Consider the following 14,110-nt stretch of genomic DNA (forward strand, 5'->3'; position numbering starts at 1 on the left):
CCCGTCGATGCCGCGTATTCACGGGAGTCGACGTCCCGTTGCTGCAACCGACTTCCGGCGACGACGCACCACCGTGATGATTTCGTCCACGACGCGATCGAGTTCGGCAAGCGCTGTGGCCGCCGAGTATCGCAGCACCAACCATCCGTCGAGCACCAACTCGTTCTGGCGTCGACGATCGTTGTTGAACGTCGCGGGATCGGTGTGGAACTCTCGTCCGTCGATCTCGACGATGACTCGTGCGGAAAAGTCGACCAGGTCGCCGTAGAACCTACCTACGCGCGCATTGATCTCCATTGTGAAGTGGCGAGCTTTCAATGCCCGCGCCACCACCCGTTCCGGCTCCGACAGAGTTCTCGGGCAACAGGTTCGAAGCTGCTTGCGCACTGCAGCCATCCCGTCCATGCCTTTTGCCGTGTCACACAGTTCAGCGACCCGACGCCACGGCACGTGATTGTCTATGGCGTTGTCGAAGAACTTCTCGAGATCGGGCGTCGACAAGCAGGTCGCGACATCGACGAACGTTTGCTCCAGGGACACCACTCGCATGCCGCGTCGCGTGGTGGTGTCGCCGAGAACTCGGCGATGAACTCGGATCCAGGGCACCGACCTCGACTGGCCGGTCGGGCCGACAGTGACGTCGACCAGACGCGGTTCGTATTGGATCAGTCCCCATAACCATGCCGCACTTTCGTGACTCAGTGCGGCGTCCGGTCTCCACAGGGTGGCCCCGAGGCACAGTCCGAAATAGTCCGGCTTCTCCGTCGCGTAGACCTTCGGCAGCAGTCGCACCAGCTCACCCGACCGCGACCGCCTCGAAATCGTGCTCGTGCTGATTCCTTGTGCGAGCAATTGCTGCACTGTGTAAACCCCCATTGCTACACCGTTGCGGCTGACGGGCCCGCGCAACAGTGGCAATCTCGCAATTGTGGATAACTCGACGACGTTATCCACAGGACTGCCCGGCGGAGCGGGCACGGTTGCACGCTACGGTCGCCGATCGACGGATTTCCGTCGATCGGCGTCGGTAGTGCGCAACCATGCCCCTGGTAGCCAACCCGGAAGCCTCGAGGTCAGGTGTCCGCCAACGCGAGTACCGGCGAGATCTTGTTCGCCCGCCGCGCCGGTGCCAACGATGCTCCGAGCGCCAGAAGCCCGCCGCACAGTACCGTGCCTGCGATGACGGCCCAGGGGAGTGTCGGAGCAGACACGCCGCCGCCGCTCAGCGAACCCAGCAGCGATTGTGCTGCGGCCCAACCGTATCCGATTCCGAGGATCAGCCCGAAGCCCATCGACGCGACCACCATCTGGGTGCTCTCCGAGACGATCATGGAACGAATCTGCTTGCGGGTGAATCCGAGTGCGCGCAACAGACCGATTTCCCGGGTACGTTGCAGAATGCTCAGCAGCAGGTTGTTCACCATGCCGACCGCGGCGATGACGGCGGAGAAACCGATGAGGCCGGTCATGATTCCGACGGTTACCGTCAGCACTTGACCGATGGTCTCCTCGTCGTACTCGTCGACGAGCATCGATCGATAGCTGTACATCGCGACTGCGAAGGTGACCACCAAGGTCACCCCGATGAGCAGGCCCACTGCGGTGCGGGTGCTGCGATCCGGATAGCGAATTGCGTTGGCGGACGCCAATCGTGCGGCCGGCCCGCGGCCCGCCATCTTTCCGACGAGTCGGAGCACGCCGGGCAGAATGCGGTACGCACCCACCATGATGCCGGTGAACGATGCCACACCGCCGAAGAACGCGACCAGTACTCCGCCGGGGTTGACCATCCCGATCAGCACACCGAGGCCGAGCAGCACGACACCGCCCGCGATGAGCACGATCGACAACACCGTCCGTACCCGCCTCGACCGTGGGGTCTCGATCCCGGTGTCGACGGCACCGCCGGTCGCCTGAATCGGAGTGACGTCCAGAACTTTCCGTGATCCGACGTACGACGCCAGCGTCGTCGTCAGAACCACGGTGACGACGGGAAGGACCACGAGCGGTTGTACGGACGTGTACTGCACGTCCGGCAATTGGCGGGCCGATACCGCGACGGCGCGGGCCAGGTGACTGACACCGACACCGAGCACCAGACCGACTGCGCCACCGAACAACCCGACGAGGAAGCCTTCCCGGGCGACCGATCGACGCAGATCGCGAGCCCGGGCACCCAGTAGGCGGAGCAGCGCGATGGTGCGGGTGCGGCCGGCCACGATCGTCGCGAACGTGTTGGAGGTGACGACAGCCGCGACATACAGGGCAAGGCCGATGAACACCAGGGCTACGCAGTACAACGCCACGATTCCGGTGCTGTCGCTGCCGTCGTCGAAGATGTCGACCAGAAACGCAGTGGCCTGGATCAGCACGACGCCGAAGAACGACGCGAGCGCCGTCACCAGAATGCTCGCACCGTGTTCCCGAGACGCCCGAGCAGATGTGGACACGCTCATCGGAGAACACCTTCCATTCCCAGCATGTAGTTCGAGATCTGTTCCGGCGTCGAACGTCCCAGTTCGTCGACGATGCGGCCGTCGGCGAGGAAGACGATGCGATCGGCGTAACTGGCCGCGACTGGATCGTGGGTGACCATCACGATGGATTGACCGTACTGATGTACCGCCGCAGCGAGGAGGCCGAGAACCTCACGCCCGGTGCGGGAATCGAGGTTTCCGGTGGGCTCGTCGGCGAAGATCAGCTGCGGCCGAGTACCCAGAGCTCGAGCGATCGCGACGCGTTGCTGCTGCCCACCCGAGAGCTGATGGGGCCGGTGCCCGACGCGGCTCTGCAACCCCAGGGTGTCGATGAGTTGCTCGATCCAGGCCGACTCCTCAGCGGTGGGCGCGCGGCCGTCCAGCTCGAACGGCAGCAGAATGTTGCCCCTGACGTCGAGCGTCGGAACGAGATTGAACGACTGGAAGATGAAGCCGACCTGCTTGCGGCGCAACGTCGTCAGAGCGTCGTCGCCCGCCGACGTGATGTCGGCTCCGGCCAGCATGAGCTGCCCGGAACTGGGGGTGTCCAACCCTGCCATGACATGCATGAGGGTGGACTTGCCGGAACCCGATGGCCCCATGATGGCGGTGAACCTGCCGCCGTGAATGTCGAGAGAGACGTTGTCGAGCGCGCTCACCGGGTTGGACGAGTCGCCGAAATGCTTGCTGACTTGGATTGCCCGTGCAACAGGGCCTGCTGTGATCGTCATGGCACCAACGCTATGAATTCGCAGGACCGAAGTAATCAGGCGCGAGTCTTCGCGTCGTACATCTGCAGGATGACTTCGGTGTCAGTCTCCAGTCAGTCCGTGCTCGAAGGCGTAGACCACCAACTGCACCCGATCACGCAGGTGGAGTTTGGCGAAGATGCGGCTGATGTGTGTCTTCACGGTGGCTTCGCTGAGATACTCCAGCTCGGCGATCTCGGAGTTACTCAACCCTCGTGCGGTGAGCCTGAACAGCTCCTTCTCCCGCGCCGTGAGAGTGGCGAATTCGGCCGGTGCCTTCGGTACAGCGGGAGTCGGGGTGAAGTGCGCGAGCAGGCCGGTCGTCGCCGACGCGGCAATGACCGAGTTGCCCGCGTGCACCGTGCGGATCGCCGCGAGGAGGAACTCCGGGTCGGCGTCCTTGAGGACGAATCCGCTTGCACCGGAACGGATTGCACGTGCAGCGCTCTCGTCGAGATCGAACGTCGTCAAGACCAGAATCCGGGGCGGGTGCTCGGATGCGGCCAGGATCTGCTCGGTGGCGGCGATACCGTCGAGCACCGGCATCCGTACGTCCATGAGCATCACGTCCGGCGTTGCGGACGCAGCGAGCGCAACGGCCTCGACGCCGTTCCCGGCTTCCCCGACGAACTCGAGGTCGGACTGGGAGGAGATGAGCATACGAATGCCCGCCCGGAACAGTTGCTGGTCGTCCACCAGGGCCACTCTGATGCGCTCGCTCATGACACTTTTCCCTTGCTGGCTTCGGACGCGGCAGGAAGCCACGCAGTGACGGTCCACGACGAGTCGTCACCGGACGCGATGCACGTACCGCCCGAGAGGCCGGCACGCTCCTTCATGCCGGCGACACCGTGGCCGGAGGATTCGGTGACCGAACGGCCGGGATGGACACTGTTGCGGACCGTCAGTTCGACGCCGGCAGAATCGGATTCGATGGTGACGGACACCGGCTCGTCCGGGTCGCCGTGGCGCAGCGCATTGGTCAACGATTCCTGTGCGATGCGGTACAGCGCCAGGTGCGCTCCGGCCCCCAACGACGAGCCGGTGGTGTCGATGGTGGCGTCGATCTGCAGACCGGTGGCCCGCATCGAGGCGAGCAGTCGATCCAGATCCTCAGACGTAGGGTTCGGAAGGTCGCCTTGACTGTGTCGCAGCTGGCCGAGCAGTACCCGTACATCGGACAGCGCGGCGCGAGCGGTATCGGAGATGGTGGTCAGTGCGGTGTCCACCGCGGCGGGATCGACAGCGCGTACGTACCGCGCGCCGTCGGCCTGTGCGATCACCACGGCCAGCGAATGCGCGACGATGTCGTGCATGTCGCGGGCAATTCGGTTGCGCTCCTGCTCGATTGCCACCTCGTGCTCGGCGCGGGCCTGATGAACCTCCGCGAGCTCACGGGCGTGCGCGGATTCGATCGATGTGCGCCGCGCGTAAGCCAAGCGACCCAAGGCCCAGGACAACCCGAGTATCGCCCACAGGCCCGCGAGGAGGAAAGCGAACTGTAGGAGCCGGGGTTCCTGAAAGCCCTCTTCCGTGGGTGGGCCGAACGGATTTCCGTCCACGTAGGCCAGATACACCGCTGCGATCACTCCGCCGCCGACGGCGGACGCGAGCCCGAGGCGTCGAACCACGTTGTCGCCGTACGCGGCCGTGCAATACAGAATCGCGAAGATCGCAGTGTCCGCGGACAGCGGCAGCACTCCGGTGACCATCTGCACGACGGCCAGCACCCAGGCGAGCGCCAAGGACCATCGTGGTGATCGGCGTCGGATGGCCAGTGCAACGCCGAACCCGACCAGAACGCCCACACCTGCGGTACCGGCGACTCCGTTCACGGTGGACGCCAGCAGCAGCAGGACGAACACGACCGCGTACGCGGCGTCGAGTACCTGCCGTGAGATCGAAAGCTTGCGCAGCACTCGATCAGACTACGTGCATCAGTTGGTGCGGCGACGCGCCTTCTCGAGGGCGGCCAGCGTCGTCAGAACGGTCGTCCGCTGCTTCTCGAGGTCCTTCATACGGGCGCGTGCCGGTAGGCCCTGCGCGCCGTCCAGTGCGCTGATCTGTTCGTCCACCGAGGTGAGCTGAGTCAGCAACTTCTCCACCCGCGACTGCAGTTCGATCGCGTCGATCCCGGTGACACCGGCCTGCGACTTCTTGGTGGGTGCTTTCGCCGGAGCGGACCCCGACGTCGTCGCCGAAGAAGACGCCGCTGCGTTCACTGCAGCAGCGGCTCTGGGCCGCAACGCTTTGCGGACCGCGGCCGGGTCGGGGAGCTTCTCGAGTCGAATGCGGTTGAGCACCTCACGCGCATCGCGGGCGGTGACGCGGTACTCGCGCTCCTCCTCGTCGTCGGACGCGAGCGTGCCACCGAGAGGCCGCAGGCCGTACATGCCGATGAAGTGCTTCGCCTCGTCGATGACGGCTTCCTTCTCTCGGCACAGGCCGCACCGCGGCTCGTTACGGAAGGTTTCGACGCTGTCGGTGCTGCCGCACCAGACGCACCCGCCCGGCGTCCATCGAGCGATTCTGACGGTAGTAGTTCCGGCCGGGGCGTTGAGAGAATGTGCGTCGATCACGACGAGTCATCTTAGGTGACAACAAAACCCGCCCCGCACGCCCCCGTCTCGCGAGCTGCATATTCCGGCCACGGGCGTGACGTAGTTCATGCAGTGCAGGTGGGGAGCGGGCGGAGCGGGTTTCGGATCGAGCGAAACAGACCTACTGTTACGCGCTGCCGTTGAAAAGGCTGGTGACCGAACCGTTTTCGAACACCTCGCGGATGGTGCGGGCGAGCAGCGGTGCGATCGAGAGTTCGGTCAGCGTGTCGAAGCGCTTCTCGTCGCTGATCGGCAGGGTATTGGTGACGACGACTTCCTTGGCACCGCAGTTGGCGAGGCGCTCGGCGGCCGGGTTGGACAGCACGCCGTGGGTTGCGGCGATGACGACGTCACCCGCTCCGGCTTCTTTGAGTACCTTGACTGCGCCTGCGATGGTGCCGCCGGTGTCGATCATGTCGTCGATGAGGATGCAGGTGCGGCCTTCGACCTCGCCGACGACGCGGTTGGACTTGACCTGGTTGGGCACCAGGGGATCACGCGTCTTGTGGATGAAGGCGAGCGGTGCGCCGCCGAACGAGTCGGCCCACTTCTCGGCGACGCGCACGCGGCCGGAGTCGGGGGATACGACGGTGATGTGTTCGAGGCTGTACTTGCCGCGGATGTGATCGGCGAGCTGGCTGTGTGCATGCATGTGGTCGACGGGGCCGTCGAAGAAGCCCTGGATCTGGTCGGTGTGCAGATCGACGGTGATGATGCGGTCGGCACCGGCGGTCTTGAGCAGATCGGCGACGAGGCGAGCGGAGATCGGCTCGCGGCCGCGGTGCTTCTTGTCCTGGCGTGCGTACGGGTAGAACGGGAGGATCGCGGTGATGCGCTTGGCGGATCCACGCTTGAGTGCGTCGATCATGATGAGCTGTTCCATCAGCCAGGTGTTCAGCGGGAACGGGTGCGACTGCAGAACGAATGCGTCCGATCCGCGGACCGACTCCTCGAAGCGCACGAAGATCTCGCCGTTGGCGAAGTCACGTGCCGTCTGCGGGGTGACGTCGATTCCGAGTTCCTTGGCGACCTGCTCGGCCAACTCCGGATGTGCTCGGCCAGAGAACAACATGAGGTTCTTCTGGTTGTCGATCCAATTAGGGGTGGTCACTGCTTTTCGCCGTCCTTTAGTTCTTGCCGAGCACGATCTGCGCGCGCCGCTGCCTGTGCAGCTTCGGTTCCGGGCCTGTTGTGAACGACCCAGCCTTCGATATTGCGTTGCTTGCCACCGGACACGGCCAGTGCGCCGGGAGGAACATCGTCCCGAACCACTGTTCCTGCACCGGTGTAAGCGCCGTCGCCCACGTGCACAGGGGCGACGAACGTCGAGTCGGATCCTGTGCGTACGTGGGATCCGATTTCCGTGCGGCTCTTGTTGACGCCGTCGTAGTTGGCGAAGACGTTGGAGCAGCCGATGTTGCTGTGCTCCCCGATCGTGGCGTCGCCGACGTAGGTGAGGTGCGGGACCTTGGTGTGGTTGCCGATCGTCGCGTTCTTCGTCTCCACGTAGGCACCGAGCTTGCCGCCCGTGCCGAGGACGGTCCCGGGGCGCAGGTAGGTGAACGGCCCGACTGTCGCATCCGGTCCGATGACGGCCTGCTCGGCGTGGGTGCGGACGACCGACGCGCGCTCGCCGATCTCGACGTCCCGCAGTGTCGAGTCGGGACCGACGACCGCGTCGTCGGCGATGTGCGTCTTGCCGTGTAGTTGGACGCCGGGTTCGATGCGTACGTCCGCGCCGAGGGTGACGTCGATGTCGATCCAGGTGGTCGCGGGATCGACGACGGTCACGCCTGCGCGCATGTGCCGTTCGATGATGTGGCGGTTGAGCACGGACGTGACGTGCGCCAGCTGAACGCGATCGTTGACGCCCACCACCAGGTCCGGATCGGCGAGCTGGGTGCCGTAGACGGCCTTGCCGTCGGCCTTGCTGATCTTGACGACGTCGGTCAGGTACAGCTCGTGCTGCGCATTGGCGGTGCTGAGCTTGCCCAATGCCGTGCGCAGAGCGACCGCGTCGAATGCGTAGACGCCGGAGTTGACCTCACCGATGAGGACCTGAGCGGGGGTGGCGTCGGCATGTTCGACGATCTCGGCCACCTCGCCGTCGTTCGTACGCACGATGCGGCCGTAGCCGTTGGCATCCTCGGGGAGGAAGGTCAGTACCGTCGCCGCCGCCGGGCGGGGAGCGCTCAGGTGCTCGTCGAGCAGAGCTTTGAGGGTATGGCCGTCGAGCAGCGGGACGTCGGCGGCAGTGACGAGGACGGTGCCCTCGAAGTCGTCCGGTAGCGCCGCAAGGCCGCACTGGACGGCGTGCCCGGTACCGAGCTGTCGGTCCTGCACTGCGGTGTGGATGGTGCGGCCGAACGTGGCGGCCAAATCGTGAACTGCGGCGCTCACCCGTTCGCGATCGTGGCCGACGACGGTGACCAGGTGGTCCGGGCCAAGATCGGCGGCGGCGTGCAGCGCATGGGCGAGCATGGTGCGGCCGGCCAGGGGATGCAGAACTTTCGGAGTCTTGGACCGCATTCGGGTACCTGCACCCGCAGCGAGAACGACCACGGCGGTCTGCACAGGCATTGAGCTCCTCGGGGCGATGACGCGAAACGGGCATGCACGAATGGTCTTGCTCGCTCCGCCGCCAGGACTCGAACCTGAACTATCTGAACCAAAATCAGAGGTGCTGCCATTACACCACGGCGGATAATCGACCAGCGGTGGCAGCAGTGGCCGACGAATCGAACGACGCCTTCGTTAGCCGCTGCGCTCCCACTGAGCGCACCGATCCTCGCATGAGAGGTGGCGGTGAGTCGAACCGCGACGCATAACAGACCACTTGCGTCGTTCCGGCGCGGCCCCTGCGACGGATAAATCGGATGGATCGGGCATCGTTAGTCTGTAGTAGGCGTCGATTCGACGTCCAGATTGCCCACGGTCGGTGACGGAAGCGGTTTTCGATGACAGGCGCAGCCTCCGAGCAGGAACGCACACCTCGTGTCCGCATGACGGGGACACAGAGACGCGAGCAGTTGATCGAGGTGGGGCGCACGCTGTTCGCCGAGCGTGGGTACGAGGCGGCGTCGGTGGAGGAGATCGCCGGACGCGCGAACGTGTCCAAACCGGTGGTCTACGAACACTTCGGGGGCAAGGAAGGCCTCTATGCCGTCATCGTGGATCGCGAGATGTCGACGCTGCTGGGCATGATCACCAGTTCACTCGAACTCAACCGGTCGCGTATTCGGGTCGAACGAGTCGCGCTCGCCCTGCTGACGTACATCGAGGAGCGCACCGACGGATTCCGCATTCTGGTCCGTGATTCGCCGGCATCGGCCGAGGACGGCAAGTACTCGTCTCTCCTCAACGAGGCTGTGGGACGCGTCGGGCACATGCTCGCGGGGGATTTCTCGCGACGCGGTCTGGATCCGGAATTCGCGCCGATGTATGCGCAGGCGTTGGTCGGCATGGTGTCGATGACGGCCCAGTGGTGGCTCGACGTGCGAACGCCGCCCAAGGAAGTGGTTGCGGCCCACGTGGTGAACCTGTGCTGGAACGGGCTGACGAATCTGGAGGCGGACCCTCGACTGACCGAGGAATGACAACTCTGTTTCGGCTCTCACCGAGGAAAAAAGGGGGTATCGTCCCCTTTGTCGGGCGGGAGGGCCGCAACACATCAGGGGCGATTGTCATCCAAACCGATGCATGTTGGCGTCAAAACGTAAAGCTGCTCAGTGGTACCGTTCGGGCGTAATTTGCGCAGTGGAAGTTCAATCGCAGAGGCGGATCCTATGGTCAGGCAGGCTCGCGCTGAGATCACTCGCGACACCGTGCTTGCAGGCGCAGCGAATGTCTTCCTGCGCCTCGGGTACGCGAACGCAAGCCTCAGTGAAATCATCTCTCAGTCCCAGGTCACCAAGGGCGCGTTGTACTTCCATTTCGGCTCGAAGGAAGAACTCGCACGTGCCGTCATCGACGAGGGCAATGCGCGTCTGAGCACGGCTTGCATGCAGTTCAACGACGGGCGCATTCCGGCTCTGGAAGCTGCGATCGGTATCTCCTACATCGTCGTCGACCTCTCCGTCACCGACCCGATGGTGTCGGCGATGCTGCGTCTGAGCCATCAGATCGGTGATTACCGCGGCACCGAGGGCAACGTCATGGCCGGCTGGAGCGTCGCGTTCGACAAGCTCGCCGCCAAGGCCATCGCACAGGGTGACATCGACCCCAGTTCGGATCCGAGCACCATCGGTTCGCTCGTGCTCGAAATCCTCACCGGCGTTCACATGGTCGCCGTCGCCACCTCCACCACCGAGGAACTGCCCTCGCGCATGGAGCGACTCTGGTACTACCTGCTCCCCGCGCTGGTGCCGACGAACAAGTTGGACTACTTCCGCGAATTCGCGGCCCGTCGCGTCATTCGCTTCGGTCCGTAGTTCGGGCCCCCAGTTCCAGGCTCCGATTTCGAGGCCCTGATTCTCGGGCTCGGTCCTGGTTCGACGGCATCTCCCGCGTGTCACGGTGTCGGTGCGCTCCCATAGACTCGACGGGACTGTGCGTGCGCAGCCATCGCCTCGACTCGTTCAGGAGCATTGCTGTTGTCTTCCGATTCCCTGCCTGCCATGACCACGTCCGGGCCGGCCCCGATCGTTCACGACGCGGCGCTTCACCTTTCGGGGCTCGCCAGTGTCGCGTTGACGGATGCGTCGATGGTCGCGGTCGCCGACGCGATCGGAACGGCCGAGCACACGTTGATCGGGCCGCACTCGGTGCGTCCGTTCGTGGCCGCCGCAATCGCGCAGCACACCCAACTTCTGATCGTCACGGCGACGGGACGCGAAGCCGACGACCTGACGAGTGAACTCACCCAGATTCTCGGTGGCGGCGTCGCCATGTTCCCGTCGTGGGAGACGCTGCCGCACGAACGGCTCTCCCCGAGCGCCGATACCGTGGGTAAGCGGCTCGATGTGCTCCGTCGTCTCGCCCGCCCCGGTGACAGCGACTACGGCGATCCGCTGCGTGTCATCGTGACCACCGTTCGCTCGCTGGTGCAGCCGATGGCCCCGGGTCTCGGCGAGATCGAACCCGTCACGCTCAAAGTCGGTCTCGATCTGGACTTCGACGGGCTGATCCATCGCCTCGTCGAATTCGGCTACCTGCGCGTCGACATGGTGGGCAAGCGCGGCGAATTCGCCGTCCGTGGCGGCATTCTCGACCTGTTCTCGCCGACGGCCGATCATCCGGTCCGCGTCGAATTCTGGGGCGACGAGATCACCGAGCTCCGCGCATTCGCGGTCTCCGATCAGCGATCGCTGCCCGATCACGAGGTCGATCTCGTCATCGCGCCGCCGTGCCGAGAATTGCTTCTCACGCAGGAAGTTCGCGATCGCGCGGCCGTGCTCGCCGCCGACAATGCCGGTGACACCGCGTTGGTCGAGATGCTGGACAAGCTGTCGGCCGGCGTCCCGGTGGAGGGCATGGAGGCGCTGCTGCCGCTGCTGCAACCCGGCGAGTTGCAACTGCTCGCCGACACACTGCCCGCCGGAACCCACGTCCTGCTCTGCGATCCCGAGCGAATCCGAACTCGCGCAACCGATTTGGTCCGCACCGGACAGGAATTCCTCGAAGCGTCCTGGACTGCGGCATCCATCGGTGGAGCCGCGCCACTGGATACGTCCGCCCTCGATACGTCCAGCCTCGAGGGGGCCTCGCTCGATCTCGGTGCCTCCGCGTACCGCTCGCTGCGGCAGGTACGCGAGTCGGCCCAGGTGCACGGCCGGCCGTGGTGGACCATCAGCCCCTTGGCGTCGGGCAACGGCGAAGAAGTGGAGCTCGCCGTCGATCCCGTGCCCGAGGTGCGAGGTTCCGAGGAAGCCTTGACGGCGCTGTACGCCACCCTGCGAGCCCACATCGCCACCGGGGGACGGGCCGTCATCTCCGTGGCCGGAGCCGGTACCGCCAAGCGCATCATCGAACGCCTCGCCGAGGCCGAAGTTCCTGCCGCACATCTCGATTCCGGTGCCGTCCCGGTTCCGGACGTCGTCAACGTCCTGTGCGGGTCTTTGCACGACGGTCTGGTGTTTCCCGACGCAAAGCTCGTGGTCGTCACCGAGAGCGATCTCACCGGTAACCGTGTCGCGGCGGCGGGGGAGGGGCGCAAGCTACCGGCCAAGCGTCGCAATCAGGTCGATCCGCTGGCTCTCGTCGCCGGCGACAGCGTCGTGCACGACCAGCACGGCATCGGCCGGTTCGTCGAGATGGTCGAGCGCACCATAGGCGGCGCCAGGCGCGAATACCTCGTCGTCGAATACGCGCCGAGCAAGCGCGGTCATCCCGGCGACCGACTGTTCGTGCCGATGGATTCACTCGATCAACTCTCGCGCTACGTCGGCGGCGAACTGCCGACACTGAGCAAGCTCGGCGGGTCCGACTGGGCGAACACCAAACGCAAGGCGCGCAAGGCGGTTCGCGAGATCGCCGGCGAACTCGTGCAGCTGTATGCCGCTCGTCAGGCGGCTCCGGGACACGCCTTCGGGGCCGACACTCCGTGGCAGCGCGAGATGGAAGATGCGTTCGGGTTCACCGAAACGGTCGATCAGATGACGGCCATCACCGAGGTCAAGGCCGACATGGAGAAGGCCGTACCGATGGACCGCGTCATCCTGGGCGACGTGGGTTACGGCAAGACCGAGATCGCTGTGCGTGCCGCGTTCAAGGCAGTTCAGGACGGCAAGCAGGTGGCCGTCCTGGTCCCGACAACGCTTCTCGCGCAACAGCATCTGCAGACGTTCACCGCGCGGATGGCGTCGTTCCCGGTGACGGTCAAAGGGCTCTCTCGCTTCACCCACGGTGCCGATTCCAAAGAAGTGATGGCCGGATTGGCCGACGGCACCGTCGACATCGTCGTCGGCACGCACAGGTTGCTGCAGACCGGTGTCGCCTGGAAGGACCTCGGCCTGGTCATCGTCGACGAGGAGCAGCGTTTCGGCGTCGAGCACAAGGAGCACATCAAGTCGCTCCGTACTCACGTCGACGTGCTGACGATGTCGGCCACCCCGATTCCGCGAACGCTGGAGATGAGCCTGGCGGGCATTCGCGAGATGTCGACCATCCTCACCCCGCCCGAGGAGCGGCATCCGGTGCTGACCTACGTCGGCGCGTACAACGACAAGCAGGTTGCGGCCGCCATTCGGCGTGAATTGCTGCGCGACGGCCAGGTGTTCTTCGTACACAACCGAGTGAGCTCGATCGACAAGGCCGCGAAGAAGATTCGTGATCTCGTCCCCGAGGCGCGGGTGGCAACCGCGCACGGTCAGATGAACGAGGAAACTCTCGAACGCACCGTGCAGGGTTTCTGGCAACGCGAGACCGACGTGCTGGTGTGTACCACCATCATCGAGACCGGTCTCGACATCTCCAACGCCAATACGCTGATCGTCGAACGCTCCGATTCGCTCGGCCTGTCCCAGCTGCATCAGCTGCGCGGTCGAGTGGGTCGTAGCCGCGAACGCGGGTACGCGTACTTCCTGTACCCGCCGGAGAAGCCGCTCACCGAAACCGCCTACGACCGTTTGGCGACCATCTCGCAGAACTCCGACCTCGGAGCCGGTATGGCCGTGGCGATGAAGGACCTCGAAATTCGTGGTGCCGGAAACGTTCTGGGAGCCGAGCAGTCGGGCCACGTCGCCGGCGTCGGATTCGATCTGTACGTGCGGCTCGTCGGTGAAGCGGTCGAGGCCTACCGCGCTGCCGCCGACGGTAAGCCGATCACGACGGACGAGGCACCCAAGGAAGTGCGTATCGACCTCCCCGTCGACGCGAACATCCCGCCGGATTACGTCACCAGCGATCGGCTCCGGCTCGAGGGGTACCGGAAACTCGCCGCCGCGGCCGACTCCGAAGGCATCGACGCCGTCATCGACGAACTCGTCGATCGCTACGGCCCGCTACCCGAGGAGGTCGGACGCCTGGTCTCCATCGCGAAGCTGCGCCTGATCGCCAAGGAATACGGCCTGACCGACGTCAATGTGGCCGGGACACAGGTGAAATTGGCTCCGATGGACCTGCCCGATTCCAAGCAGATCAGGCTCAAGCGCCTCTACCCGAGCGCGACGTATCGTGCGACCACCGGAGTGGTGCAGCTGCCGTTGCCCCGCGTCGAAGGCGGCGGTGTCGGAGCGGCGCGCGTCCGCGATGTCGAATTGGTGCAGTTCATCGCCGATCTCATCCTATCCTTGGACGGGAAGCCATCTCGGTCCGTCCTGTTGGAGCAAACTGTGGGGGTGTAGCG

The 14,110-nt window shown here is 64.8% G+C and carries 11 protein-coding genes and 1 tRNA gene; 3 read left to right on the top strand and 9 right to left on the bottom strand.

The genetic code is table 11. The features are described from left to right. Positions 1-18: 18 nt before the first annotated feature. The 9 genes from ASH04_RS14275 to ASH04_RS14315 all read right to left on the bottom strand — a co-directional run bounded on the left by ASH04_RS14275 (position 19) and on the right by ASH04_RS14315 (position 8,530). Positions 19-876: a DUF559 domain-containing protein gene (locus ASH04_RS14275; protein ID WP_057473764.1), complete on the bottom strand. Its 858-nt coding sequence runs from the start codon at positions 874-876 to the stop codon at positions 19-21. A 197-nt stretch (positions 877-1,073) separates the two neighbouring features. Continuing rightward, a complete protein-coding gene (locus ASH04_RS14280) occupies positions 1,074-2,456 on the bottom strand; it encodes an ABC transporter permease (RefSeq protein ID WP_057473765.1) in 1,383 nt (460 codons plus the stop codon). Further along, positions 2,453-3,208 (bottom strand): ABC transporter ATP-binding protein, encoded by a 756-nt coding sequence (locus ASH04_RS14285; protein WP_027496096.1) that lies wholly within the window; start codon positions 3,206-3,208, stop codon positions 2,453-2,455. Before ASH04_RS14285 ends, ASH04_RS14280 begins: the two co-directional genes overlap by 4 nt. Positions 3,209-3,289: 81 nt before the next feature. After that, complete coding sequence (locus ASH04_RS14290; protein WP_032364108.1) at positions 3,290-3,949, bottom strand: response regulator; 660 nt, start codon at positions 3,947-3,949, stop codon at positions 3,290-3,292. Continuing rightward, entirely contained in the window at positions 3,946-5,145 is a 1,200-nt protein-coding gene (locus tag ASH04_RS14295) for a sensor histidine kinase (RefSeq protein WP_057473766.1), read from the bottom strand. The genes ASH04_RS14290 and ASH04_RS14295 overlap by 4 nt, the downstream gene beginning before the upstream one ends. A gap of 18 nt (positions 5,146-5,163) precedes the next feature. Continuing rightward, positions 5,164-5,805, bottom strand: coding sequence for a hypothetical protein (locus ASH04_RS14300; protein WP_027496099.1), 642 nt, complete (start codon positions 5,803-5,805; stop codon positions 5,164-5,166). Positions 5,806-5,953: 148 nt separating this feature from the next. After that, a complete protein-coding gene (locus tag ASH04_RS14305; protein WP_027496100.1) occupies positions 5,954-6,937 on the bottom strand; it encodes a ribose-phosphate diphosphokinase in 984 nt (327 codons plus the stop codon). Further along, positions 6,934-8,406 carry a bifunctional UDP-N-acetylglucosamine diphosphorylase/glucosamine-1-phosphate N-acetyltransferase GlmU gene (gene glmU, locus ASH04_RS14310; protein WP_027496101.1) on the bottom strand — a complete coding sequence of 491 codons (1,473 nt, stop codon included), beginning with the start codon at positions 8,404-8,406 and terminating at the stop codon, positions 6,934-6,936. Before glmU ends, ASH04_RS14305 begins: the two co-directional genes overlap by 4 nt. A gap of 53 nt (positions 8,407-8,459) precedes the next feature. Beyond that, positions 8,460-8,530 (bottom strand) — tRNA-Gln (locus tag ASH04_RS14315). Between the two features lie 253 nt (positions 8,531-8,783). Between ASH04_RS14315 and ASH04_RS14320 the strand changes: the two genes are divergently transcribed. From ASH04_RS14320 to mfd, 3 genes are all read left to right on the top strand, one after another. Then, positions 8,784-9,422, top strand: coding sequence for a TetR/AcrR family transcriptional regulator (locus ASH04_RS14320; RefSeq protein WP_032364106.1), 639 nt, complete (start codon positions 8,784-8,786; stop codon positions 9,420-9,422). Positions 9,423-9,611: 189 nt separating this feature from the next. Continuing rightward, positions 9,612-10,256, top strand: coding sequence for a ScbR family autoregulator-binding transcription factor (locus tag ASH04_RS14325; protein ID WP_027496103.1), 645 nt, complete (start codon positions 9,612-9,614; stop codon positions 10,254-10,256). A gap of 186 nt (positions 10,257-10,442) precedes the next feature. Beyond that, entirely contained in the window at positions 10,443-14,108 is a 3,666-nt protein-coding gene (gene mfd, locus ASH04_RS14330; protein ID WP_057473767.1) for a transcription-repair coupling factor, read from the top strand. Positions 14,109-14,110 lie beyond the last annotated feature (2 nt).

It is taken from the genome of Rhodococcus sp. Leaf233 (genome assembly GCF_001426165.1).
Taxonomy (GTDB): Bacteria; Actinomycetota; Actinomycetes; order Mycobacteriales; family Mycobacteriaceae; genus Rhodococcoides; species Rhodococcoides fascians.